Origin of the sequence: Corynebacterium rouxii (assembly GCF_902702935.1) — a bacterium.
GTDB lineage: Bacteria > Actinomycetota > Actinomycetes > Mycobacteriales > Mycobacteriaceae > Corynebacterium > Corynebacterium rouxii.
Map to the genome: position 1 here is coordinate 2,186,495 of NZ_LR738855.1, position 25,898 is coordinate 2,212,392.

At 55.7% G+C, this 25,898-nt stretch carries 13 protein-coding genes, 3 rRNA genes and 2 pseudogenes; 10 read left to right on the forward strand and 8 right to left on the reverse strand.

Features of this window, described 5'->3' with window-relative positions:
- The first annotated feature begins 223 nt into the window (after positions 1–223).
- Together CIP100161_RS12610 and CIP100161_RS10730 are read left to right on the forward strand one after the other, a co-directional pair.
- Positions 224–409 carry an NAD(P)-binding protein gene (locus tag CIP100161_RS12610; RefSeq protein WP_408609467.1) on the forward strand — a complete coding sequence of 62 codons (186 nt, stop codon included), beginning with the start codon at positions 224–226 and terminating at the stop codon, positions 407–409.
- Positions 410–412: 3 nt separating this feature from the next.
- Positions 413–787: pseudogene (locus tag CIP100161_RS10730) on the forward strand (ferredoxin/ferredoxin-NADP reductase); the annotation flags it as partial.
- Positions 788–791: 4 nt separating this feature from the next.
- Here the strand turns inward: CIP100161_RS10730 and CIP100161_RS10735 are convergent.
- Positions 792–2,012 (reverse strand): serine/threonine protein kinase, encoded by a 1,221-nt coding sequence (locus tag CIP100161_RS10735; RefSeq protein WP_155874288.1) that lies wholly within the window; start codon positions 2,010–2,012, stop codon positions 792–794.
- Positions 2,013–2,594: 582 nt separating this feature from the next.
- Between CIP100161_RS10735 and CIP100161_RS11920 the strand changes: the two genes are divergently transcribed.
- Positions 2,595–2,747 (forward strand): hypothetical protein, encoded by a 153-nt coding sequence (locus CIP100161_RS11920; RefSeq protein WP_174775765.1) that lies wholly within the window; start codon positions 2,595–2,597, stop codon positions 2,745–2,747.
- 716 nt (positions 2,748–3,463) lie between these two features.
- Here the strand turns inward: CIP100161_RS11920 and rrf are convergent.
- The 3 genes from rrf to CIP100161_RS10755 all read right to left on the reverse strand — a co-directional run bounded on the left by rrf (position 3,464) and on the right by CIP100161_RS10755 (position 8,676).
- Positions 3,464–3,580: ribosomal RNA gene (gene rrf, locus CIP100161_RS10745) — 5S ribosomal RNA — on the reverse strand.
- Positions 3,581–3,720: 140 nt separating this feature from the next.
- Positions 3,721–6,795 (reverse strand): 23S ribosomal RNA (locus CIP100161_RS10750).
- A gap of 358 nt (positions 6,796–7,153) precedes the next feature.
- Positions 7,154–8,676: ribosomal RNA gene (locus CIP100161_RS10755) — 16S ribosomal RNA — on the reverse strand.
- Together the 16S, 23S and 5S rRNA genes form the textbook arrangement of a ribosomal RNA operon.
- 707 nt (positions 8,677–9,383) lie before the next feature.
- Between CIP100161_RS10755 and CIP100161_RS10760 the strand changes: the two genes are divergently transcribed.
- A complete protein-coding gene (locus CIP100161_RS10760) occupies positions 9,384–13,091 on the forward strand; it encodes a phosphoribosylformylglycinamidine synthase (protein ID WP_155874290.1) in 3,708 nt (1,235 codons plus the stop codon).
- 123 nt (positions 13,092–13,214) lie between these two features.
- Here the strand turns inward: CIP100161_RS10760 and CIP100161_RS12455 are convergent.
- Positions 13,215–13,361: pseudogene (locus tag CIP100161_RS12455) on the reverse strand (phosphorylase family protein); the annotation flags it as partial.
- A 201-nt stretch (positions 13,362–13,562) separates the two neighbouring features.
- Between CIP100161_RS12455 and CIP100161_RS10770 the strand changes: the two are divergent.
- From CIP100161_RS10770 to CIP100161_RS10780, 3 genes are all read left to right on the forward strand, one after another.
- Complete coding sequence (locus CIP100161_RS10770) at positions 13,563–14,051, forward strand: ferredoxin--NADP reductase domain-containing protein (protein WP_155874292.1); 489 nt, start codon at positions 13,563–13,565, stop codon at positions 14,049–14,051.
- Between the two features lie 73 nt (positions 14,052–14,124).
- Positions 14,125–16,575, forward strand: a complete 2,451-nt coding sequence (locus CIP100161_RS10775) for a (Fe-S)-binding protein (RefSeq protein ID WP_155874294.1) — start codon at positions 14,125–14,127, stop codon at positions 16,573–16,575.
- A 90-nt stretch (positions 16,576–16,665) separates the two neighbouring features.
- Positions 16,666–17,316: a DUF1707 SHOCT-like domain-containing protein gene (locus CIP100161_RS10780; protein WP_155874296.1), complete on the forward strand. Its 651-nt coding sequence runs from the start codon at positions 16,666–16,668 to the stop codon at positions 17,314–17,316.
- A 95-nt stretch (positions 17,317–17,411) separates the two neighbouring features.
- Here CIP100161_RS10780 and CIP100161_RS10785 read toward each other — a convergent pair whose 3' ends face one another.
- Positions 17,412–18,503, reverse strand: coding sequence for a 2,3-butanediol dehydrogenase (locus CIP100161_RS10785; protein WP_155874298.1), 1,092 nt, complete (start codon positions 18,501–18,503; stop codon positions 17,412–17,414).
- Between the two features lie 231 nt (positions 18,504–18,734).
- Between CIP100161_RS10785 and CIP100161_RS10790 the strand changes: the two genes are divergently transcribed.
- Genes CIP100161_RS10790 through lysX form a run of 3 tightly spaced genes read left to right on the forward strand, consistent with a single transcriptional unit; the run spans position 18,735 to position 24,493 of the window.
- Positions 18,735–20,006: a pyridoxal phosphate-dependent aminotransferase gene (locus CIP100161_RS10790; RefSeq protein ID WP_155874299.1), complete on the forward strand. Its 1,272-nt coding sequence runs from the start codon at positions 18,735–18,737 to the stop codon at positions 20,004–20,006.
- 22 nt (positions 20,007–20,028) lie between these two features.
- Entirely contained in the window at positions 20,029–21,318 is a 1,290-nt protein-coding gene (locus CIP100161_RS10795; protein WP_155874300.1) for a YibE/F family protein, read from the forward strand.
- Positions 21,319–21,343: 25 nt separating this feature from the next.
- The gene (lysX, locus tag CIP100161_RS10800; protein ID WP_155874301.1) at positions 21,344–24,493 is read left to right on the forward strand and encodes a bifunctional lysylphosphatidylglycerol synthetase/lysine--tRNA ligase LysX; all 3,150 of its coding nucleotides are present in this window, start codon (positions 21,344–21,346) and stop codon (positions 24,491–24,493) included.
- A gap of 121 nt (positions 24,494–24,614) precedes the next feature.
- On the opposite strand, the gene CIP100161_RS10805 is transcribed toward lysX, so the two are convergent.
- Both CIP100161_RS10805 and CIP100161_RS10810 read right to left on the reverse strand, forming a co-directional pair.
- Positions 24,615–25,292 carry an alpha/beta fold hydrolase gene (locus tag CIP100161_RS10805; RefSeq protein WP_155874302.1) on the reverse strand — a complete coding sequence of 226 codons (678 nt, stop codon included), beginning with the start codon at positions 25,290–25,292 and terminating at the stop codon, positions 24,615–24,617.
- A complete protein-coding gene (locus tag CIP100161_RS10810) occupies positions 25,255–25,875 on the reverse strand; it encodes a DUF998 domain-containing protein (protein ID WP_155874303.1) in 621 nt (206 codons plus the stop codon). The genes CIP100161_RS10805 and CIP100161_RS10810 overlap by 38 nt, the downstream gene beginning before the upstream one ends.
- Positions 25,876–25,898 lie beyond the last annotated feature (23 nt).

Here is a 25,898-nt window from a genome sequence, read left to right on the forward strand (position 1 = left end):
TGCAATAGTTTTTAAAATATTACCTGTGCAATAAATTGCATGAAACTCCTTTAACATGGAGTTATATAAGTTTTACCTGCATGAATATATCTCTTCACATAAAAGAGATAGTGGCGCGTTCGCGGAATAAATGTGAATTTATTATTGCATGATTCGTTAGTTATAGATACCTTTACAGACTAATCAGTCTGTTTTTTATAGACCTACGAGAGAATGGATTTTTATGACTGAACCTTTGCGCGTCGCCGTCATCGGCTCCGGCCCCGCAGGCATCTACGCCTCCGACCTCCTCACCAAAAACAACCCCACCACCACCATCGACCTCTACGAACGCATGCCCGCCCCCTTCGGGCTCATCCGCTACGGCGTAGCACCAGACCACCCACGCAACAAAGGAATCAGGGCCTAGCCCCACATTATCTACAACGACGGTGGACACGTCACCACACAAGACGGCACCATCATCCCAGGGCTCTACACCACCGGATGGATCAAACGCGGACCCGTAGGACTAATCGGCAACACCAAATCCGACGCCAAAGAAACCACCGAAATGCTCATCAACGACTGGGAAACAGGACAACTCACCCCAGCCGAAAACCGCAACCCCGACGCCATCCTCGACGTGTTAAAACAACGCGGCATCCCCATAACCACCTGGGACGGCTGGCACGCCCTTGACGCAGCAGAACGTGAACTAGGACAAGCCGAAGGACGCGAACGCAAAAAAATCGTCGAATGGAACGACATGCTCCACCACGCAGCGCTCGCGCCCCTTAATTTCTAGCTAATTAGCGCCCCAGAAACTTAGCGATTGCAGGCATGAAAAATGCCAACAGTCCGGCCAAGCCCAGTCCTGCGATGATCGCCAGAAAGATGTTCAACTTCTCCGGCGCCTTGGTGGCAGTCTCCTCCGGCGCCTTGGTGGCAGTCTCCTCCGGCGCCTTGGTGGCAGTCTCCTCCGGCGCCTTGGTGGCAGTCTCCTCCGGCGCCTTGGCAATCAAGCAGTCGGCTTCCTTCAAAGTTGCATAGACCTTGCCAGATTCTGCGTCGAGAAGCGCCTCTTGAGCCTGGGCAAGCTCTGCATCAATGTTGACGTAATTCTTAAGCTGCTGCTCACGAAGTGCGACCCGCTTCTCAGCCTCGCTCTTCGCTACCACAGCCGCGTCATAATCTTTCTTTGCCGCGACAACCTTCTTGGCAAACTCCTCCTGAACCATAACGTCTACCTCATATGGCTCTTTTTGCTCCTTCCGGAACTCCACCTTCTGAGCTGCCTCATCACGAACCTTCTTCGCCGCTAGGACTGACTCATCGGCAGCCTTGACGTTAGCCCCTGCCTCCGCGATGATCTCCTTCATAGCATCGTAGACAACTTTGTCGTGTTCATACTGTGCCAATGAGCTTTCCACGTGCGCAATTTGCTTGAGCTTTTCCTGGCGCTCGAAGTCGTTCCACACATCATCTTTGGTAGCTTGCAGTTCCTTCAGCTTCTGTTCATAATGCTCTGCAATCTGAGCATCAACTTCAAACAGTTTCTGCTGAGACTGACGCTGATCCAACTTTTCCTGCGCCAGCCGCTGGTTTTCCATCGCGGTTGCCACAGCCTTATCTGCCGAGGCAAGGTCCGCTTCCGCAAGTTCTAACAGCTCTTGGAAAGCATCGCGGATTTCCTTATCAGTTCGACGAGCGTCGACAGCACCTTGTACACGATCAAGCTCAGCCTTCTTTTCTGCAGCCTCAGCGGTTTTACCTTGAAGATCCTGCTGTGCTTCTGCCAACATTTCTGTATAAGTAGCTGCCACAACCTTGTCACCTTCAGCACGCTTAACTGCCTTGGTAGCTGCGGACCAACGCTGCATGGCTTTCAAAGACTCGGGAGAATTGGTGCAGACGTCTGTGTTCTGCGTTGGGGCAGCTGTCACCACGGCGGTACCGGAAAAACCGACAGCTAACGCCGTTGCTGTGGACACGAATACAAGTTTAAATTTCGGCATGTGTACATCTTTCATGAGGGGAACAAAACCACATCGCGCACAAAAACGATGGACGCGACGTGCATCATTTTATGTGTACCACGTTTACATCCTTTTCTACTTATTTGTTAGAAAATTAACTACATTCGGGGCTAAACAACGCTAAAACGTCCTATCTTCCGGAGTTTCCGGTGGTGGGCTGGGTGGGAAGTGGGTTGTTGTATCCACAAAACAAGAGCGCGAAACCACTACCGCGAAAACCTCCATGACGGGATTTCGAACTCACGAACACGAGAAACAACAGCACATACCCCACCCTTAGGGGTGTAGTTACACTCGAATGATGGACACTTGATAAGAAAGGTTGATCATCATCATGACGAAGAAGGGGTACATCGCAGAGTACCGACATCAGGCCGCCTAGTTGGTCATCGACACCGACAATCCAATTACTGACGTTGCCCGCGAGCTAGGTTTCCATGCCGAACTATTAGGCAAAGTGGGTCTAAGCCAAATAAGAACGCACCGAATCAAAACGAAGAACTGGGTCATGACCTAAAGTGGCAAGTTGGAGCGGCTTCGCAAAAGGTTACCGGGCTGAAAATTGCCAATGAGTTCATGCCAAAAGAAACAGCCTTCTTCGCATCGAAGGTAAAACGCTTCGCATACATCCATATGATGGCAGTGAAGAAGCCACACAGCTGGGGCAACGACCAAAACATCCCCCTAGAGCGCATGGTCGTGCTAGTGCAGGTTTTTGGATACGGCTAGGCTCGGAGAAAGGAATATCTTGACAAGGCTGAAGGAGCTGACGAGAAGGTCGAATACCAGATGCGGCGCTGGGCCGACGGATATTGACATCTTGAGAGATGCCAGACAGACGGATCGGGCTCCAAGGATGATTAAGGTTTTGCGTTACTGAGATATTGAGATCATCGAGAAGACAGTGGCCGGAGCGACGTGACGGCTCGGTATTGAACGTATTTCGCCATGGTCATGGGACTGGCCACTACCACCCCTAGGGCATCGACTCTTAATATCTCTGACCGTGTCAAATCGTTATTTGATACCGGTGTTCGTAACATGGTGTGGATGTCGGATATTACGTATCTATGAAGTCGGGAAAGCTGGCTGTATTTGTGCGTCTTATGCACCTGGTGCAGTGATCCGATAGCAGGGGCTGGTTGGTGGTGTGTTTGGAACCTCCACCACGAATCCGTGATCACGAAAACCCCACCACCACCCCACCCACACCCCAGCCCCGAGCATGGGTTTACGTAGTCTCGAATACGAGAACACGAAAAAACCAACCCACCCCTTACTGCGGGCATAAAAAAAAAGGGGGGCGCACCCCACACACCCCACACACAAACACACCACCCGCACACCGCACACCCCCACACGTGTGGGTGCACAAAAAAATGGTGTAGCAAGCAAAACACACTGCTTCTCTTGCTACACCATCAACTATCATTTTTTAAGTTTTAGGTTGGCGGCGACCTACTCTCCCACACCCTCCCAGGTGCAGTACCATCAGCGCAATCGGGCTTAGCTTCCGGGTTCGGAAAGGGACCGGGCGTACCCCCGACACAATAACCACCAACACACACAACCAACCACCCACACGAAGAAGGCGTGTCATGCCAGACACTGCACAGCAGACGCGAGAAACACTTCTACACCTTCACTATCACCCAACAGGTGACACGCTCAATAATGCTATATTTTTTTTGCTCGTTACACACAATGTTATTACTCGGTCATATTAGTACCAGTCACCTTAACGCATTACTACGCTTCCAGATCTGGCCTATCAACCCCCTAGTCTAGAGGGAACCTCAAAAGAAACCTCATCTCAAAACAGGCTTCCCGCTTAGATGCTTTCAGCGGTTATCCCTCCCGTACGTAGCCAACCAGCCCTGCCACTGGCGTGACAACTGGCACACTAGAGGTACGTCCGTCCCGGTCCTCTCGTACTAGGGACAGCCTTCTTCAAGTTTCAACGCGCGCGGCGGATAGAGACCGAACTGTCTCACGACGTTCTAAACCCAGCTCGCGTGCCGCTTTAATGGGCGAACAGCCCAACCCTTGGGACCTACTCCAGCCCCAGGATGCGACGAGCCGACATCGAGGTGCCAAACCATCCCGTCGATATGGACTCTTGGGGAAGATCAGCCTGTTATCCCCGGGGTACCTTTTATCCGTTGAGCGACACCACTTCCACAAGTAGGTGCCGGATCACTAGTCCCGACTTTCGTCCCTGCTCGACCTGCCAGTCTCACAGTCAAGCTCCCTTGTGCACTTACACTCACCACCTGATTGCCAACCAGGCTGGGGAACCTTTGGGCGCCTCCGTTACACTTTAGGAGGCAACCGCCCCAGTTAAACTACCCACCAGGCACTGTCCCCAACCCAGATCATAGCCAAGGTTAAGGTATCCAATCCGATCAGAGTGGTATTTCAACTTTCGACTCCACAACCACTAGCGTGACCACTTCACAGTCTCCCACCTATCCTACACAAACCGAACCAAACACCAATACCAAGCTATAGTGAAGGCCCCGGGGTCTTTTCGTCCTGCCGCGCGTAACGAGCATCTTTACTCGTACTGCAATTTCACCAGCCTGTGGTTGAGACAGCAGGGAAGTCGTTACGCCATTCGTGCAGGTCGGAACTTACCCGACAAGGAATTTCGCTACCTTAGGATGGTTATAGTTACCACCGCCGTTTACTGGGGCTTAAATTCTCCGCTTCGAACCACAAAAGTCCTAACAGATCCTCTTAACCTTCCAGCACCGGGCAGGCGTCAGTCCGTATACATCAACTTCCACGTTTTCGCACGGACCTGTGTTTTTTTAATAAACAGTCGCTTCCCTCTATTCTCTGCGACCACCACCAGCTCAACCACGTCGGTCACCAGCAAATCCCCTTCTCCCGAAGTTACGGGGGCAATTTGCCGAGTTCCTTAACCACAGTTCACCCGATCGCCTTAGTATTCTCTACCTGACCACCTGTGTCGGTTATGGGTACGCAGCCATATATGCACTCGCTAGAGGCTTTTCTCGACAGTACAGGATCACCAACATCAACCAAACGGTCTACGCATCACGCCTCACCCACAATGCGACACGGATTTACCTATGCCACTTCAGCCACACGCTTACACCACAATCCACTAAGTGGCTCAGCTACCTCACTGCGTCACCCCATCACTTGGCTACTACCAACGAAGATCCCACGCACATCACCACCAACCACACAAAAGCATGACCAGAAGATCAGCGGATGGTTAGTACCATTGATTCACCACTGGGCGCACATACACGGGTACCAGAATATCAACTGGTTATCCATCGACTACGCCTGTCGGCCTCGCCTTTATATCCCGACTCACCCTGGGAAGATTAGCTTAACCCAGGAACCCTTAGTCATCCGGCGGAAAAGTTTTCCACTTTTCATTCGTTACTCATGCCTGCATTCTCACTCGCACACACTCCACACCATCAAGTCACCCAGGTGCTTCACAGCAGTGCACGACGCCCCTACCCAACCAACAAAAAAATGCTGACTGCCGCGGCTTCGGCGGTGTACTTGAGCCCCACTACATTGTCGGCGCAGAACCACTCGACCAGTGAGCTATTACGCACTCTTTCAAGGATGGCTGCTTCTAAGCCAACCTCCTGGCTGTCTTCGCGATCCCACATCCTTTTCCACTTAGTACACCCTTAGGCCTTAACCGGCGATCTGGGCTGTTTCCCTCTCGACCAACGGAGCTTATCCCCGCAGTCTCACTGCCATGCTTAACATTACCGGCATTCGGAGTTTGGCTGACATTGCTAAGATTGTAGTCCCGCTCAACCAACCAGTAGCTCTACCTCCAGCAAGAAACACACAACGCTGCACCTAAATGCATTTCGGGGAGAACCAGCTATCACGGAGTTTGATTGGCCTTTCACCCCTACCCACAGCTCATCCCCTCAGTTTTCAACCTAAGTGGGTTCGCGCCTCCACAACCTCTTACAGCTGCTTCACACTGGCCATGGGTAGATCACCCCGCTTCGTATCCAGGACATGCCACTAACAACACCCTCATTAGGATTCGCTTTCGCTACGACTACCCCACACGGGTTAACCTCGCGACATGCCGCTGACTCGCAGGCTCATTCTTCAAAAGGCACGCCATCACCCCACAAAAGGCTCTGACGGATTGTAAGCACACGGTTTCAGGTACTATTTCTCCCCTCCCGGGGTACTTTTCACCATTCCCTCACGGTACTAATCCGCTATCGGTCATCACAAGTATTTAGGCTTACCGGGTATCCCGGCAGATTCACAGCAGATTCCACGAGCCCGCTGCTACTCGGGAACATCATCCACTCGCATGCATGCACTTTCACGTACGGGACTCTCACCCACTACGGCAGGCCATTCCAAACCACTTCCGCTAACACACACATATCACAAGCGAGGAGCCGGCAGCCTCCTCCAACAACGCCCCACAACACCACACACGCAACCCCTGCCAGGTATCACACGCATACGGTTTAGCCTCATCCACGTTCGTTCGCCACTACTAGCAGAATCATTAATTATTTTCTTCTCCTACGGGTACTGAGATGTTTCACTTCCCGCGTCACCCCCCACACCAGCTATGAATTCACTGATGGGTAACCACACATAACCATGGCCAGGTTTCCCCATTCGGACACCCTCGGATCAACGCTCTATTGGCAACTCCCCGAGGCCTATCGCGGCCTTACACGTCCTTCATCGGCTCATAATGCCAAGGCATCCACCGTGTGCCCTTAACAAACAACACGAATATAACAAACAAAACACCAAGAACAATTAAAGAATAAAGATTACTCGCGTCCACTATACAGTTCTCACACAACACACCAACCACAAGACCCCATGACAGCACAAAACCAGCACACAACCAGCCACACCACACGAAACCACGAGTGATCAACCAGAACAACCACGTTGTCCCAGACACCCAACAGCGCACCAACACACAAACCTTAAGAAAAAAACACACAACAACACAACACACACAACAACCATGACACCCCACACCACACAGTGCAGAAAAAAACCATCACAGGTCACACGCATCCACCCGGATAAAAAAACAAAACAGGTAACAACTGTCACCCAACAATAAAACTCCTTAGAAAGGAGGTGATCCAGCCGCACCTTCCGGTACGGCTACCTTGTTACGACTTCGTCCCAATCGCCGATCCCACCTTCGACAGCTCCTCCCACAAAGGTTAGGCCACTGGCTTCGGGTGTTACCAACTTTCATGACGTGACGGGCGGTGTGTACAAGGCCGGGAACGTATTCACCGCAGCGTTGCTGATCTGCGATTACTAGCGACTCCGACTTCATGGGGTCGAGTTGCAGACCCCAATCCGAACTGAGGCCGGCTTTCAGCGATTCGCTCACCCTCACAGGCTCGCAGCGCGTTGTACCGACCATTGTAGCATGTGTGAAGCCCTGGACATAAGGGGCATGATGATTTGACGTCATCCCCACCTTCCTCCGAGTTAACCCCGGCAGTCTCTCATGAGTCCCCACCATCACGTGCTGGCAACATAAGACAAGGGTTGCGCTCGTTGCGGGACTTAACCCAACATCTCACGACACGAGCTGACGACAACCATGCACCACCTGTATACAGACCACAAGGGAAAACGTATCTCTACGCCGATCCTGCATATGTCAAGCCCAGGTAAGGTTCTTCGCGTTGCATCGAATTAATCCACATGCTCCGCCGCTTGTGCGTCGTCGTCAATTCCTTTGAGTTTTAGCCTTGCGGCCGTACTCCCCAGGCGGGGCGCTTAATGCGTTAGCTACGGCACAGAAGTCGTGGAAGACCCCTACACCTAGCGCCCACCGTTTACGGCATGGACTACCAGGGTATCTAATCCTGTTCGCTCCCCATGCTTTCGCTCCTCAGCGTCAGTTACTGCCCAGAGACCTGCCTTCGCCATCGGTGTTCCTCCTGATATCTGCGCATTCCACCGCTACACCAGGAATTCCAGTCTCCCCTACAGCACTCAAGTTATGCCCGTATCGCCTGCACGCCCGAAGTTAAGCCCCGGAATTTCACAGACGACGCGACAAACCACCTACGAGCTCTTTACGCCCAGTAATTCCGGACAACGCTCGCACCCTACGTATTACCGCGGCTGCTGGCACGTAGTTAGCCGGTGCTTCTTATCTAGGTACCGTCACAAAAGCTTCGTCCCTAGCGAAAGAGGTTTACAACCCGAAGGCCGTCATCCCCACGCGGCGTCGCTGCATCAGGCTTGCGCCCATTGTGCAATATTCCCCACTGCTGCCTCCCGTAGGAGTCTGGGTAGCCGTATCTCAGTCCCAATGTGGCCGTCCACCCTCTCAGGCCGGCTACCCGTCGACGCCTTGGTAGGCCATTACCCCACCAACAAGCTGATAGGCCGCGGGCTCATCTCGTACCGAAAAAAAACTTTCCACCACACACACTAAAGCATATTCCCTATCCAGTATTAGACCCAGTTTCCCAGGCTTATCCCGAAGTACGAGGCAGATCACCCACGTGTTACTCACCCGTTCGCCACTCGAGTACCCCAGCAAGCTGAGGCCTTTCCGTTCGACTTGCATGTGTTAAGCACGCCGCCAGCGTTCGTCCTGAGCCAGGATCAAACTCTCCATAAAAAAAAAAATCAGTCAAAGACCAACCTTCAAGCTGGAACAAGCCCAACCAACTGGCTAAAAACCACCACAAACAACAATTGTTTGCAACTGGCAAAATAAAAAAATAATGATTTGCTCTATCAAACATGGTCACCATCCCTTGACGGGGAAAAAATAACAATGACCACCAATACAACAATTCACAACAACCACAAATGTTATTTACAAGCCATGGCACACTTGCCGGCCGTATGACACATCATGCCTGTTATCATTGCATGTATCTTTTTCTTAGAATCCAACCCCCACCCACGATCAATCAAGGATGGGAATCAAAAGTACATTGGCACACTATTGAGTTCTCAAACAACACAATCACACCACCACACACCACCATAAAAACAACGATGCCCAGTGAAGAATTACTTGTATTTTTGTCTACCAGCTTGTTTTCCTCCCGCCTACTCTCACCTCGTGAGGGGCGGTGTCGGTCGCGGCGACTCACATAAATGTACACACCACAACCTGTTGACACAACCCCGCAGGTCACAACGGGTTTTTAACACCAGCCATAGTGCCACACTGTGAAGGAAGCGTCGATAAGCGAATAATCACATGAAAACCGGACTGGTTATAACAGGCGCTGGGTTTATCGCGGCCGTGACTTAGACTTTGCGTAGTTCTATATAGGCATTCGAGGAACCCCTACTGAAAGGTGCACCATCGTTATGGACGCGCGTCTTGCCATTCGCCGCTCACCCGACTTCCGCGACGAGGAGCGCGCACTACTGCGTTCCCTCAACAATCTAGAGGGCGTCGAACTCACTGACGCCCAGATCATCAATGTCTACGACGTCTTCGACGCGACCGAAGCGGACATCGCTGCCCTGACTAACTCCGTAGTCAGCGACGCCAAGGTCGACACCGTGCTCACCACGGCTGAGCTCGACACCATCGTCAAACAAGCACCAGCTCATCTCGCAGTCGAACCACTACCTGGCCAATACGACCAACGTGCCGACGCAGCCGAACAGGCACTTCGCCTACTCAACCCTGACACCAACGCCCGAGTCACCTCCGGCGAGGTCTATATCTTGAGTGACGTTTCAGAAGAAGCCTTCGCAAACATCCGCGATTACCTGATCAACCCAGTTGAAGCAGGAGAAAAGAACCTCGATGTACTGCGAGCACCATCCATGGGCGACATCGCCCCACTCAAGCAGTACCCAGACTTCCTTGAACTCGACGACAACGGCCTCGGCGCCCTGCTCACCAGCGAAGGCATGGCCATGAGCTTGGCAGACCTGAAGCTTATCCAGGAATACTTCCGCACCGAAGGCCGCACCCCCACCGAGGTGGAACTCGCAGCACTGGACACCTACTGGTCCGATCACTGCCGCCACACCACCTTTAATACTGAACTGACGGAGATCATCAACTCCAGTAGTCGTTACGGTGCACAGCTCGACCGCGCACTCAAGCGTTACGACGAACTCCGCGAGGCCAACGGTCGCACCCATAAGCCACGCACACTCATGGACTTGGGCACCATCATGGGCCGTGAGCTGCGTCGCAACGGAACCATGACCGATCAAGAAGTCAGCGAAGAAATCAACGCCTGCTCCGTATACGTTGACGTGGACACCCCAGAAGGCGACAAGCCTTGGCTGCTGATGTTCAAAAACGAAACCCACAACCACCCCACCGAAATCGAACCATTTGGTGGCGCATCCACCTGCCTCGGTGGCGCAATCCGCGACCCACTATCCGGTCGCTCTTGGGTTTACCAAGCAATGCGCATCTCCGGCGCCGGTGACATCAACACCCCACGCACCGAAACAATCGACGGCAAACTCCCGCAGGCAGACATCAGTGCCCGCGCAACCCACGGCTACTCCAGCTACGGCAACCAGATCGGTCTGGCAACCACCAGCGTCCGCGAACTGATTCACCCAGGTTACGTCGCCAAACGCATGGAACTCGGCGCCGTAGTGGCAGCCGCACCACAAGAAAACGTCAAGCGCCTAGAGCCACAACCAGGCGACGTCGTGATCATCCTCGGTGGCCGCACCGGCCGCGACGGCGTCGGCGGAGCCACCGGCTCCTCCAAGGCACACGACGAAGAGTCCCTCGCACGCTCAGGTGCAGAAGTCCAAAAGGGCAACCCCGTCAACGAGCGCAAGATCCAACGCCTGTTCCGCCGACCAGAAATCGCCCAAATGATCGTGCGCTGTAACGACTTCGGCGCAGGTGGCGTGTCCGTCGCCGTCGGCGAACTCACCGACAGCATCGACATCCACCTCGATCGCGTACCACTGAAATACGCAGGCCTCAACGCCCGCGAAATCGCCATCTCCGAATCCCAAGAACGCATGGCAGTAGTCGTGCGCCCAGAAGACGCAGCCGCCTTCATTGAAGCAGCCGCAACCGAAAACATTGAGGCCGTAGAACTCGCCACCGTCACCGACAGCGGACGCCTACGCATGTTCCTCGGCGAGGACGTAGTTCTCGACCTCTCCCGCGAATTCCTCGAAACCAACGGCGCAGCACGCTCCCAGAGCGTAGAAATGCGCGATGCAGGAGACGTCGAAAAGCCTGCTCAGCCGGCAACCGTCCTCGAATCCTTGACCCGCCACGGCTCCCAAGAAGGCATGGTCGAACAATTCGACGCCACCGTGGGACGCTCCACCGTACTCATGCCATACGGCGGCCGCACCCAAAAGACCGACGAACTCGCATCCGTACAAACCTTCCCAGTACCCGGCGGATCCCACACCGCATCCGTGATGACCTACGGATTCAGCCCCGAGCTTGCCGACGTCTCCCCGTACCTCATGGGCTCCTACTCCGTCGTCGAAGCACTCAGCCGACTCGTCGCCACCGGTGCCGACGCCCGCGGCGCATGGCTGTCCGTCCAAGAATACTTCCAACGCCTCGACCAAAAACCAGAACTCTGGGGCGAAGTAACCCAGGCACTCTTGGGCCTCCTCGAAGCACAAGATGCCTTCGACGTAGCAGCCATCGGCGGCAAAGATTCCATGAGCGGCACCTACGGCGATGACCTGCACGTTCCTGCAACACTGGTCACCTTCGCCGTCGCTACCATGGACGCACGACGCACCCTCAGCGCCGCTATCCCAGACGGCGAATTCGACGTCTATCACCTCGCCCACACCCCACTGGAAACCGGCGAAGCCAACTACGAACAACTCCGCGCCAACTTCGACGCCTTCCATAAGGCTGCCGCCGCCGGCACCATCGCAGCAGCTTCCCCCATCATCCCAGGCGGACTCGGTGCCACCATCGTGAACATGCTGCTCGGCAACGAGCTCGGATTCCAAGGCACCGCCACCACCGACGCAGCCCTCGGCGGCCTCGTATTCGCGGTACCTACCGGCACCACGGTCGAGCTTGACGACGCCCAGCTCATCGGCCACACCAACCCATCCGGCGAGATCACCTTCGGCGAAGAAACCTTCACCATCGCCCAAGCACTCGACACCCTAGAGCGCGACTACCGCGAGGTCTACCCACTCAACGTGACCACCGCAGACGTAGCTGCTCTCCCAGAGTTTGCAACCGCTCTTTCCAAGGCAGACTCGGATACTGCAGAAGCCAACGCCTCCGCCGGTGACAAGGCCGTACACGTGTTGCTTCCAGTATTCCCAGGTACTAACTCCGAATACGACATGGCAGAGGCCTTCGAAGCGGCAGGTGCCACCACCGAATTCCACATCATCCGAAACCTCAACTCGGAGATGCTGGCTGCTGACACAGAAGCATTTATCACCAAACTGCAGTCCGCCAACATCCTGGCGTTCTCCGGTGGCTTCTCCCTCGGCGACGAACCAGACGGCTCCGCAAAATTCATGGCGGCCTTCCTACGTTCCGATGCTGTCGCCGCAGCAGTCAAGGACTTCGTCGCCGGCGACGGCCTCGTCCTCGGAATCTGCAACGGCTTCCAAGCTCTGGTCAAGAGCGGGTTCCTCCCGTATGGTGACCCCGCCAAGATGACCGCAGAATCTCCAACCTTGGCTCACAACCGCCAACTGCGACACGTCTCACGCATCGCCACCACTCGCGTCAGCTCTGTCGCATCCCCATGGCTGAGCACCTTTACCCTAGGCCAGCAGCACCTCATGCCGGTCTCCCACGGCGAAGGCCGCTTCGTGGTATCCGAAACGGAAGCTCAAGCACTCTTTAGCTCAGGTCAGGTGGCGTTCCAATACGTGGATGCCGAGGGCACCCCCACCATGGAAGCACCTGCGAACCCCAACGGATCCAACTACGCCATCGAGGGCATCATTTCCCCAGATGGTCGCATCCTTGGCAAGATGGGTCACCCTGAGCGCTTCCGCGATGGCCTCATGCGCAACATCCCTGGCATGGAGGTCCAAGACATCTTTGCTAACGCGGTGAACTACTGCCGTAAGTAATCAGCGCTAGCGCCGTCGATATTCATCGGTCCGGCGAGTTGGACACCATTGTGGTGGTGCTACCTAACTCGCCGGACCGATTTTTCTACTAGCGCAGGCCCACAATCTGGGCTACGCATTCCCCTAGTGTGGCGCCCCGCTACGTGCAGCGTCGTGCCACTTGGCAGCTGCGGATTCATCAGCATGATCACTGACCTGCTTAATTAAGGTGACGGGGATCCCGAATTCCCGCGCCACTTTTACAACGGCATACTCTTCCATATCGCATAGTTAGGCCTGCTGAGCTAGGCGGTCGCGGGTGGCGGCGGCGATCACGATGAGGGGAGGCCGTTGCTTATGTCCATTCTTCTTATTGTGACACCCCTTGGTGGATGAGGTGCGAATAAATTACTAGACAGATCAGTACCTATCGGTATAGATTTGACAGACAATTCAGTCTGTCAACGAAATATGAGCAGAAAGGGTACCTCGATGGCTACACCACTCCACATCGCTGTCATCGGCGCAAACGCCGCCGGACTATACACCGCTGACCTGCTCATGCGCTGCCACAACAACCATCGCAACATCTACATCGACATCATCGACCCCGCCCCGGCACCAATAGGAATCAGCCCCTACGCACAAGCAACCATCACGCACCCGTTGCAATCAATTACAGGCTCAACCACCAAAGTCATCGGTGGTGTCACAGTTGGCGCCGACATTAGCCCCATCGAACTCAGCTCCCGCTACGCAGCTGTGATCACCCCTGCCACGACCGATCTGGCAATCCAAGCACAAGTAGCCGCCGCGCTCACCGCCTTGCCGCAACCCGCCGTCGATCTGCCCAGCATCCTGCGGAAGCGATCAATCGTCCACACCGAATGGCGCCACAGCCTGCACCTTCCCACAGGTCGCAGCCTCGCCGACTGGCAACAAGCCCTAGCAACTGCCCACGGCGCACCCGTGTGCTTCTGAAATGTCATGGCCACCCTTTAAGGTTAGAAACGACAGTTGTACTGACTTCCTCAAAGGACCGTGATCACTCGCTATGCCACTGACCATCACCACAGTGCTGGGTTTCCTTGGGATCGTCTTGTCCGCGCCCGCGTGGTTCTACTTCATCCGCGCGGCGGCGCACCTGTATAAGTTCGTGGCCCAGGGGCAGCCCTCCCCCGGCCGCACGCAGCAACTTGGCAGGCGCGCATGGCAAACGTTCGTCGAGGTATTTTTCCATACCGAGCTCCGACGCAAACCCGCTGTTGCGATTGCGCACTGGTTTGTCATGCTCGGTTTCCTCTTCGGTTCTATTGTCTGGTTTGAGGCTTACATCCAAACCTTCCGCCCCGATTCCGGGTGGCCGCTGCTCTCACATTGGTCGGTGTATCACTTTGTCGAGGAGATTTTGGCGCTCGGCACCGTCCTCGGCGTGCTGTTTTTGTTCGCGGTTCGCCTGAATACGGGCATGCGCGATCGCCTTGCACGGTTTTATGGTTCGAACGCCACGGCAGCTTATTTCGTCGAGGCAGTGGTGTTTGTCGAGGGCTTGGGAATGCTCTTGGTCAAGGCAGGCAAGATCGCAACTTATGGCCATGCGTCGGTGTGGGCTGATTGCGTGACCCGTTTTATTGCGTTGGTGCTTCCGGCAAGCCCCACACTGGTGAGCGTGTTTGCGCTGGTGAAGCTACTCAGCGGCATGATCTGGTTGGTGGTTGTGGCCCATAATTTGTCGTGGGGTGTTGCATGGCACCGCTTTTTGGCATTTTTCAATATTTTCTTCCGCCGCAATCCTGATGGTTCGCAGGCGTTGGGCAAGTTGCAGCCGTTGTATTCCGACGGCGAGATGCTCACATTAGACACGGCTGACGATGATTCCACGCTCGGCGTAGGCACTATCGAAGACGCTCCTTGGAAAATGCTTCTCGACGTTTCCACCTGCACCGAATGCGGTCGCTGCCAGGAGCAGTGTCCGGCATGGCACACAGAGAAACCACTGAGCCCCAAAATGCTGGTCACGGATCTTCGCGATGCAGCCATTGAGTATTTTGATTCCTCCCACGACTCCGTTGATGTATTAGCCTTGGCCGGAAACAACGGCGTGATCAGCGATGATGTGCTGTGGTCGTGCACCAACTGTGGTGCCTGCGTTGAACAGTGCCCCGTCGACATCGAACACATCGACCATGTGTCCAACATGCGCCGTTTCCAAGTGCTCGCCGAGTCGAGCTTCCCCTCTGAACTAGGCGGAATGTTTAAAAACTTGGAGGTCAAGGGCAACCCTTGGGGACGCAACTCCCAAGAGCGTGCCACTTGGATCGAAGAAGCGCGCCGCGACGGAATCGAAGTACCGGTATTCGGTGAAGACATCACAGACTTTGAGGACACGGAATACCTGTTCTGGGTTGGTTGTGCTGGCGCTTTTGACGACGATGGCCGCCGCACCACCCGCGCCGTCGTCGAGCTACTGCACACCGCTGGAGTGAAATTCGCAGTGCTTTCCAAAGGCGAAACCTGCACAGGCGACCCAGCTCGTCGCGCGGGCAACGAATTCCTCTTCCAAATGCTGGCCACAGAAAATATCTCCACCTTGGACGATGTTTTTGACGGCGTACCCCAAGGCCAACGCAAAATCATCACCACCTGCCCGCACTGCTTTAACACCCTACGCAACGAATACCCCGACTTCGACGGGCACTACGACGTCTTCCACCACACCCAGCTACTCAACCGACTAGTCCGCGAAGGCCTCCTTACCCCCGTCCCGCGCCGACCAGAAGATCGTGCCCCAATCACCTACCACGATCCATGCTTCCTCGGCCGTCACAACAAGATCTTCGACCCACCACGCGAACTCCTTGGTGTTACCGGAATGGAACTCGTGGAAATGGACCGCAACCGCAACGAAGGTTTCTGCTGTGGTGCCGGTGGTGCCCGCATGTTCATGGAAGAAAAACTCGGCACCCGTATTAATGAAAACCGTGCCGCGGAAGCCGTTGCCACCGGAGCAACCGAAATCGCCGTGGGCTGCCCCTTCTGCAACACCATGATGACCAACGGTGTCAAAGCCGTTACCGAAAATACGCCCATCGTCCGCGATGTGGCCACCATGCTTCGCAACGCCATCAGCACCGACGGTACTTTGCCTGCACCTCGCGAACGCGCATTCCTCGATCTCCCCATCCGATCCGCGCGTGAAACAACGCCCGAGACTCAGCCAGCTTCGCCCAAACCAGTGGCACCTGAGGTTCCAATGACACCTGCAGCACCCGCTATACCTGCGGTCCCTGCTGCCCCAGCAACGCCGGTGCCACCTAGCACTCCAGCTCCGGGTGCAGCAGTACCACCAGCAATACCACCGGTAGCGGTTCCACCAGTGGCAACTCCCCCGGTTGCCGCGCCACCGGCAGCAACACCTCCGGTACCAACTCCACCAGCAGCAATACCACCGGCTCCAGTACCCCCCGTTGCGGTACCGCCAGCAGCCGTGCCGCCTGCGCCGTAACCCCCGATGGCGCAGCCGCCACAGGCACAGCCTCCGCAGCAATAACATGAGGGCATTGCCCCACTATTTCAGGGTGTTCCCTGATGCCACGTGGGGCTACAGGCTGGTATTTTGGAGTTCATGTTTGATCCCTACCAGCCTGACTATCGCATCGGCGACGCGGAGCGTCGACAAGCAATGGACGATCTTGGCGAGCACTTCGCCGCGGGTCGCCTCGACTTAGCCACCTACGAGCAGCGACTCGATGTGGTCACAAATGCCACCATGATGTCGGAGCTATCCGAGCTTTTCGACGACCTCCCCGCCAACAGCGCGCTAGCACCGTCGACAACCGGCACGATGGCTGTCTATTCCGCGGCGGAAGTTACCGAGGCACACCGCAGCGGCCGCAACATTCGATCGGGAATCATGGGGTTGACCTCGATTTTTTGTGTCATGGCGATTTCAGGCACCGAGCAAGCCACTTTTATCTTCCTCATCCCTATCGTCGCAATCTTGCTCTACGTATTAAAGGTGGGGCCCCGGCAGTGGTATGCGCCTAGCACCCGGCAATTAGAGAAACAACGCATGCGTCAGATATCTGCAGCTCACCAAAATCAACTGCTCGCATTACAAGCCTCGCAGAATCAGCAACGCGCGATCGCTAAGGCGGAGCGCAAGCGCAAGCAGGCAGAACTGAACTCTATTGCCATGGATCTAGCGACGGACACACTCAAGCGTTTCCGCGATAAGAGTCGCTAAAGCACTTTTGCCAAACAGCATAAAAGGTACCGTCTCTCTGAAATGACACAACGGGGATCAATGGTTCAGAGAGGCGGTACTTTTTGTTGTCGCTGCTAGAGGCCTTCACCTGATGGGGATACCAAGATCTTGACTGCGGTTTCATTGTGGTTAATGAGGGTGTCAAAACCTTTATCCACGATGTCTTGAAGCGCAATCTTTCCGGTGATAAACGGTTTGAGGTTAATCTTTCCGGATTCCACCAGCTTGATGGTGTTCGGGTGCGCATGGGAGTAGGCGATCGTGCCGCGCAGGTCGATCTCCTTCATCACCAACTTGTGGATGTCAAAGTTGGAGCGCTTAGACCAGATGGACACCACAACGATCACAGCACCTGGGCGAACAGCATCCATGAGGGTGTCGAGCACTACTTGAACGGAGGTGCATTCGAAGGCGACGTCGGCACCTTTGCCGTCGGTAAGCTTGCCAATTTCTTCAACCACATCAACTTCTGCTGGGTTGAGAGCGTAGTCGGCAACACCAGAATCGAGTGCCTTCTTCCTACGCAGCGGGGATAGCTCCGACATCACCACGGTGGCACCGAAGGCCTTGAGCACTGAGGCAGTGAGCAAGCCGATAGGTCCAGCGCCGCCGACGAGCGCGACCTTTCCTTTGGCTGCTTCTTCGGAGGCGAACCCCGAACGTTCCACTGCGTGGTAGCCCACGGATAGTGGTTCGATGAGGGCAGCTTCGTCGAGAGGCAGATCTGGGGAAATTTTGTGGATCCAGCGCCTCTTGACCACGATGTTTTCGCTCAGGCCTCCGCCGCCACCAGCAAGACCAATGAAGTTCATGTCACGGGAAAGATGGTAGAAGGGGTTGGCTTCCGAGGTGTCCACATCATCGTGGATGAGGTAGGGCTCAACTACTACGTGGTCGCCGACGGCTAGGTCCGTCACGTCCTCGGCGACTTCCGTGATCACACCGGACATTTCATGCCCCAAGGTCACTGGCGAGTCCTCGCCGGAGACTGGGTGCGGGTGGTGGTGTTCTGGGACGAACAGGGGGCCTTCGAGGAACTCGTGTAGGTCGGTGCCGCAGATACCACACCACGCTACTTTGATACGGGCCGTGCCTGGCAGCAGCGGCTGCTCGGAGATGTCTTCAATTCGGATGTCTTTTTGGTCATAGTACCGTGCTGCTTTCATAGCAGTTCTCCTCCACTCGGGCTGTTGCATGCGGGTTTATACCCGAAAGTACCACCAAAAATTGGGATTTTTGCCCCTGAGATAGTGTCATTTCCCACGTGGTTTTTCACCCCTACCGGGGTGTGCGGTGGCTGCGGGAAACAGTGTTCAGTGCTAAATACTCAAAATTAGTCGCAGCTGTTGGTGGGGTAATTAATGCCGGTGGGGTAAAAAAGTGGCAACATTAGGGCGATGAACAACAAAAAAGAAACTTCACAAGCAGCCCCTACCCCACGCAAACGCACGCGACGGATATTTGATCAGTCCGACAAGTTGAAAAATGTGCTGTATGAAATCCGCGGGCCGGTGACAGCTGAAGCAGAAGCCATGGAGCTCGACGGGCACCGGATCCTCAAGCTCAACACGGGCAACCCTGCGATCTTTGGGTTTGAGGCCCCTGATGTGATCATGCGTGACATGATTGCGTCCTTGCCTACGTCGCAAGGCTATTCCACGTCGAAAGGCATCATCCCGGCCCGTCGTGCGATCGTGACCCGCTACGAGGTCATTCCAGGCTTTCCTGCTTTTGATGTGGATGATGTTTACATCGGCAATGGTGTGTCTGAGCTGATTACTATGACCACCCAGGCGCTGCTGAACAACGGCGACGAGGTGCTTATCCCGATGCCGGATTATCCGCTGTGGACTGCCGCTACCTCTCTTGCTGGCGGCAAGCCGGTGCACTATCTGTGCGATGAGGAAGACGGTTGGAACCCGTCGATCGAGGATATCAAGGCTAAGATCACCGAGCGCACCAAGGCCATCGTGGTGATTAACCCCAATAATCCCACCGGTGCGGTGTATTCCAAGGAGGTCTTGCAGAAGATCGTCGATGTTGCCCGCGAGCACGATCTGCTGATTTTGGCCGATGAGATCTACGATCGCATTCTTTACGACGGTGCCGTCCACACCAACATCGCAGCTCTTGCACCTGATCTGTTGTGTATCACATTCAATGGTTTGTCTAAGGCTTACCGTGTGGCGGGTTATCGCGCCGGCTGGATGATCGTCACCGGCCCGAAGAATAATGCTCGTGGTTTTATTGAGGGCCTCGACTTGCTGGCGGGTACTCGCCTGTGCGCTAATGTGCCAGGCCAGCACGCAATCCAAGTGGCGTTGGGTGGCCGCCAGTCGATTTATGATCTCACCAGTCAGGGCGGCCGTTTGCTGGAGCAGCGCAATGTGACGTGGGAGAAACTCAACGCTATTCCTGGTGTGAGCTGCGTGAAGCCCATGGGTGCGTTGTATGCGTTCCCAAAGCTCGACTTGGAGTACTACGACATCAAGGACGATGCCCAGCTGATGCTTGATTTGTTGCGCCAGGAGAAGATTTTGATGGTGCAGGGCACGGGCTTTAACTGGGATAAGCCGGATCATTTCCGTGTGGTTACGTTGCCGTGGGCTTCACAGTTGTCGGAGGCTATGGACCGGTTGGGTAACTTCCTAGCCAGCTACAAGCAGTAATTACAGGGGAAGGGTTTTCTAAGTGGGTCGCCATAGTTCAGCTCCGCAGTCACGGTCGCAGCGTCTGCCACAACCACCGCGCGTATCGACGCCTCCCCAAGCCACGGGTTCTGCACGCAGGGGTATTCCGGCGCTAGGCCCGTGGCGCTGGGCATTGACCGTTTTTATTGGGGTCTGGATTGTGGCTACCCTTGTGGGTCTTGCCAGGCTCTGGCCCGGTGATAAAGAACCGCAGATTAGCCCAGAGTTTTATCAGACTTTTAGCTTGGGCCAAGCCCAGGTGGAAGGCCAGATTATGGCGCAGTCGAAAGGCAGCTGCTCGGCAATGGAGTCTGGCACGGTATTTGATACTTCTCCTCGGGTAGCGCCCGGCGCGGATCAGCAGTGCGATTGGTTCATTGTTCGAATTGATGAGGGCGATGATGCTGGTAAGCGCACGTTGATCGTGAATTCGGGTCAGCCTGGTGAGCCGGTGTTGGCAAAGGATCAGCGGATCCGGTTGTTGCAGGCGCCTACTGCTGATGGTTCTGTGCATTATTCTTTTGGTGATTATCACCGAACGTCGTCGTTGCTGATCTGGGGTGGGCTGATTGCGGCGTCGATAGTTGCGTTGGCGGCGATGCGTGGTTTGCGTTCGTTGGTGGGCTTGGCGTTTACCATGACGGTTGTTGCGATGTTTACGCTGCCGGCACTGTTGGTGGGGGCGTCGCCGACAGGGGTGGCGATTGTCAGCGGTGCACTCATTCTTATTCCCGTGTTGTTTGTGGTCCATGGCCTGAATTGGAAGTCTGCCTCGGCGCTGGGCGGAACGTTGCTGGCGTTGCTGATTGCTGCGGGGTTGTCCTATTGGGCGATCGAGCATAATCAGCTGCGCGGATTGGGCAATGAGGACAACCTGCAGATTATTTTGTACCTGCCGGGGGTATCCGTGACGGGTCTGATGTTGTGTGGGTTCATTATCGGCGCACTGGGTGTGCTCAACGATGTGACGATCGCGCAGGCGTCGACAGTCAATGAGCTGGCGGAGCAAAATCCGACGGCGACGCGTTGGCAGTGGTTTACCTCGGCGATGAAGGTGGGCCGTGACCATATTGCGTCGATGGTATACACGCTGGTGTTGTCCTACACCGGCGCCACGCTGCCGCTGTTGCTGCTGCTGTCGGTGGCTCATCGTCCGCTGGCGCAAACGCTTACTAGCGATGTGATGGCTACTGAGCTATTGCGCTCTGGTTTGGGCGCGATGGCGTTAACTCTGGCGGTGCCGCTGACCACGATTGTGGCTGCGTGGACTGTGCGCTCCTCGCCAAAATAACAGGTGAGCTTATAACATCGTTTCCATGCATAAACGTTGGGAATCTCGTCTCTTATTGTGGACGGCGCAGGTCTCCACCATCTGGATGGTGGTGGGCCTTGTGCTCAAGTACGTCAATTGGAATCTCACCGAGTCGATCGCTACGGCGTTCTCGGTATTTAACCTGCCGAGTTATCCCTCGTTGTTCATCGCCATCTTGATGGTGTTGCTGACCTCTGGCCTATTGCGTGGTAACCGTGGCGCACTGGTGTTTTATCTCCTTGGTTTCCAGGTTCCCTCACTGTTGATTGGCATTGCGTACCTTCTTATCGCGGTTTTTGATCCGGAAGAAACACTGGATTTCTTTTCGCTTCTGGTATTTATCTCCACTGCGTCTTCGGTGCTGTTCTTGGTGGCAGGTTGGCGTGCCCGCGATGAGTTCCCTGCCCGTGTGGAAGGTTCGTGGGTGAAGGCACTTGTAGTGCTGGTGGGCGGCATTGCGGTGTCGTTTAGCATTATCTGGTCATTGCTGGTGGTCTACTATCACAAACCGGTCGACATGTCGGCGGTGTGGGCGATGTACACCGCCATTGGTGTAAGTCCTAACCAGCCGCCGTTTGCTGCGGGCATTCATGCCCCGCACTATCTCAAGGTGCTGGGTTCTGTGTTGTCCTCGGCTGCTATTTTCCTTGCGCTGGCTGTGATGATGCGGTCGCGTAGGTTCTATCGCGCCAGCACCGAGGATCACCTGTTGTTGCGTAAGTTGTTGTTGTCGCCGCCGTCCTCGGATTCGTTGGCATATTTTGCTACGCGTGATGATCGCAATCTTGTGGTGTCGCCTAATGGTGCTGCTGCGATTTCTTATCGTGTGATTGATGGGGTGTGTTTGGCTGCGGGCGATCCGATTGGTGATCCAGCTTCGTGGCCGGCTGCGATGTCCGCATGGCGTACCGAGGCAAGGAAGAATGGCTGGATTCTCGGTGTTGCTTCGGCCTCTGAGAAGGGTGCACGCGCTTATGCAGAGATGGGCCTGCGGGTTATTCCTTTGGGTGACGAGGCGATCATTGATGCTGAACATTTCCGTTTGAAGGATCTGCCTGCGGTTCGTAAAGAGCTCGCTGGCCCCCGGAAGGCAGGCTATACCGTCAAGGTGGTGCGCCAGGAACAGCTCACGGCCGAGGAAGCCGCCCATTATGCGGAGGTAGCGCAGCAGTGGCGGCGTGGCGACGAGCGTGGTTTCACCATGGCGTCGGGCCGTGTGGGTGATCCTCGTGATCGTCGCACAGTGCTGGTTGCAGCCCATGATTCCGCAGGTGAGCCGATGGGCGTGCTCACGTTGGTGCCGTGGGGCCGTAATGGGCTTTCCTTGGATGTGATGCGTCGTAACCCGAAGGCGCTCGGTGGTGTGACTGAGCTAATGGTGGCTGCTCTTGCCGCCGAGGCCCCCAATCTTGGTGTTAGTCGTTTCTCCTTGAACTTTGTGACCTTCCGTGAGTCTCTCGACCGCGGCATGGCGGTTGGTGCGTCCCCATGGGAGCGACTGCTGTTTAGGCTGCTAGTTACCTCCTCGCGGTGGTGGCAGATCCAGTCGTTGTACCAGTCCAATGTGAAGTATGAGCCCTCGTGGCAGGCGCGTTATCTGTGTATTGAGCATGGCTTCCACACCCCACGCGTGCTGATTGCGTTCGCTTCAGGTGAGGGTTTCTTACCTGGTTTCAACCCATCGTTGGAGCCGCTGGGTGACCCTGAGGCTATTGCCGCTGTAGAGGCCGAAGCGTTGATGCCAAAGGTGGTGCCGCCGCATCGTACTGCGCAGCAAAAGGCTCGGTTGTGCAAGCTCGATGCGTTGGAGCACAGTGGCATGCGCGCGTATCCGCCGGCTGTTCCGCGCGGCGAGGATTCTTTGACGGGCCGTATTTGGTTTATTCGCGACCACGGCAAGGTGTTGTTCGCCGATGTGGTGGAGGGGGAACGTCGTACCCAGTTGCTTATCGACGCCACCACCCCCGACGCACTAGCCTCCTTTAAGCGCCTAGTGAGCCGTGGCGATATTATTTCTGCCACCGGTGTGATGGGGCAGTCGCGCAATGGCACACCGTCGCTGCTTGTGCAGTCGTGGACGATGGCGGCAAAGTCTCTGGTCCCGATGCCCCGCCAGGCATCCCGTAACCCGCATACTCGTGCGAAGTACCGCCACATTGATTTCACCATGAATTCGCAGGCACGCTCGATTTTCTCTGCGCGTTCTCGGGCAATTACTGCGGTGCGCTCGGTGCTGGTGTCGCAAGGCTACCTTGAGGCAGAAACCCCTATTTTGCAGACGATCCACGGCGGCGCCAATGCTCGCCCCTTTAGGACTCACATCCGTGCTTATGATCAGGCTCTGACCTTGCGTATCGCCCCCGAGCTGTACCTCAAGCGTTTGGTCGTAGGTGGCTTTGAGCGGGTCTTTGAGATGGGCAGAAACTTCCGCAACGAGGGCGTGGATGCTACCCACAACCCAGAGTTCACCTCCTTGGAGGCCTACCAGGCATACGGCAACTGGGACACCATGCGGGAGCTGACTGAGAACATCATCCGTTCGGCAGCGATCGCGGTCCACGGCTCCCCGCAGGTAACCACTGCTTCTGGCGAGGTTCTGGACCTTTCGGGCTCGTGGCCGGTGGTTCCTGTGTATGAGGCGGTATCGCGTGCGGTGAGTGAGACAATTTCGCCTTCCGGATCACTCGCAGACTACGCGCACATCGCTCAGCGTTACGGCATCGAGGCGGCCACCGTCGGCGACCTAGTCAACGAGCTTTACGACGAACTAGTAGAACCCACCACGGTGTTCCCCACCTTCTACGCTGGTTTCCCCGTGGAGACATCCCCTTTGACCATGGCTGACCCCGACGAACCGCGCATTGCGCAGCGCTGGGACTTGGTGGCCTGTGGCATGGAGCTAGGAACCGCCTACACCGAGCTTGCCGACCCCATCGAGCAGCGCGCTCGCCTCACCGACCAGTCGCTTCGTGCCGCTGGTGGTGACGCAGAAGCCATGGAGCTCGACGAGAACTTCCTGCAAGCACTGGAATTTGGTATGCCGCCTACCGGTGGCCTCGGTATTGGTATCGACCGCCTCGTCATGTTCCTCACCGGTCAAAACATCCGCGAGGTGCTGGCGTTCCCCTTTGTTAAACCAGACAGCACCAACTAGTCGCTACGGTGCAGTCCAGTCCAGTGCAGTCCAGTGAGCAATTTTTGTTCAATAACTTTCGCATGTGTCGCGTTTCCGCAGGTCGGAGATATAAGAAATTGCCTAAGTGTACAAAAATTGCTCACTTTTTAGTAAGAAACGGTCTCACCAGCTCAGGTGACTGCTGCGGAAACATGTGCCCCGCATTCCACAAGTAGTAGGTGGTAGCACCCAAGCGCTGCCCGAGCCGGCGCTGGCGGCGCAAAAAGGTACGGTTAAGCCCCTTGCCCGCCCCCACAAGGTGAATCGTCGGCGGGAATGCGATCGGACCGCGTTCCGCCAAATACCGTGCCACATCGCGTTGATGCTGTTCGACCGCGAAGAATTCGTCGGCAAGAAAACGGATGGTGCGCGCACCCCCAAAACGGCGCCGCAGATGATCCGGCTGTGGAACGTTACGCGCCGCACGTTGTACCCACTGGGCCCACGGTGCAAGTGCGCCAATTGGGTAGCTGGCAGCATGGGCTAGGGCATTGGGCAGCGGAAACGACGAAATCTCGTGTGGTTCCGAGGGGTCAGCTAGCACCATAGAGCGTACTTGTTCGGGGTAGCGCGCCGCCCACTCGATGGCAACGAGCCCGCCGTAGGAGTGTCCGAAGAGGTTGACGCTGGTGCCGTCGGCAACGCCTAGGTATTCGCGGAGCTTATCTACGCCAACGCTCAGCGGGCAGTCCCAGGCATCGACAATGCGGTCGGTTGGGGTGGCGATGCGCGCGTAGTCGCTAGGCGGGCATGCCCAACCGGGCAGAATGATCCACATACTTGGGCAGAATAGTCGACGCAGCAAAAATTACAACGCACGCGAACAGCACTTGGGCGCGCTGCGGGAACCCAGCCGGAATATGTGCAGCGGTGCACACCAGCAGCACCACGGTAGACAGTAAAAACCCAGCGCCACCAGCCTTGGCAAGCCACGAGCGACTGCGCAGCATCACCACGGCGAGCAGCACTTGGGCGGTGACGACCACAGTGGATGTCACGATATGGAAGGAACCAAAGTGGTCAACAGGGCAGGTGGGCAGCGATTCGGCGCAAGGCATGGGGAAGAAAACGTCGCCAAACGTTGCTAGCCCCATCACCGCCAACGCAACCGCAATAATGCGTGACGACGCCTCCCACCGCGGCCACAACCGCCACAGGCACAGCAACGCCACCAGCACCAACACAGCCGTGATCAGGTCCGTAGCCGCAAATAAGGTCCGATGTGGACTATCCGCGGCAGCATATTCGGACAAATAAGCCCGGTGCGGGTCCAAGGGGAACCCCAAAGCGATCTCCCACACAAACGACGCATACGTAATCGTCGCAACCATCAGCAGGAATTGTCCGAGCTTCACCATCATAGGTGGTACCTTAAACCGTCGAG

What these genes read in the sequence shown, in the direction of transcription:
- CIP100161_RS12610 (WP_408609467.1), top strand. Translation starts at nt 224, where the DNA reads ATGACTGAACCTTTGCGCGTCGCCGTCATCGGCTCCGGCCCCGCAGGC.
- CIP100161_RS10735 (WP_155874288.1), bottom strand. Translation starts at nt 2,012, where the DNA reads ATGAAAGATGTACACATGCCGAAATTTAAACTTGTATTCGTGTCCACA.
- CIP100161_RS11920 (WP_174775765.1), top strand. Translation starts at nt 2,595, where the DNA reads ATGCCAAAAGAAACAGCCTTCTTCGCATCGAAGGTAAAACGCTTCGCA.
- CIP100161_RS10760 (WP_155874290.1), top strand. Translation starts at nt 9,384, where the DNA reads ATGGACGCGCGTCTTGCCATTCGCCGCTCACCCGACTTCCGCGACGAG.
- CIP100161_RS10770 (WP_155874292.1), top strand. Translation starts at nt 13,563, where the DNA reads ATGGCTACACCACTCCACATCGCTGTCATCGGCGCAAACGCCGCCGGA.
- CIP100161_RS10775 (WP_155874294.1), top strand. Translation starts at nt 14,125, where the DNA reads ATGCCACTGACCATCACCACAGTGCTGGGTTTCCTTGGGATCGTCTTG.
- CIP100161_RS10785 (WP_155874298.1), bottom strand. Translation starts at nt 18,503, where the DNA reads ATGAAAGCAGCACGGTACTATGACCAAAAAGACATCCGAATTGAAGAC.
- CIP100161_RS10790 (WP_155874299.1), top strand. Translation starts at nt 18,735, where the DNA reads ATGAACAACAAAAAAGAAACTTCACAAGCAGCCCCTACCCCACGCAAA.
- lysX (WP_155874301.1), top strand. Translation starts at nt 21,344, where the DNA reads ATGCATAAACGTTGGGAATCTCGTCTCTTATTGTGGACGGCGCAGGTC.
- CIP100161_RS10805 (WP_155874302.1), bottom strand. Translation starts at nt 25,292, where the DNA reads ATGTGGATCATTCTGCCCGGTTGGGCATGCCCGCCTAGCGACTACGCG.
- CIP100161_RS10810 (WP_155874303.1), bottom strand. Translation starts at nt 25,875, where the DNA reads ATGATGGTGAAGCTCGGACAATTCCTGCTGATGGTTGCGACGATTACG.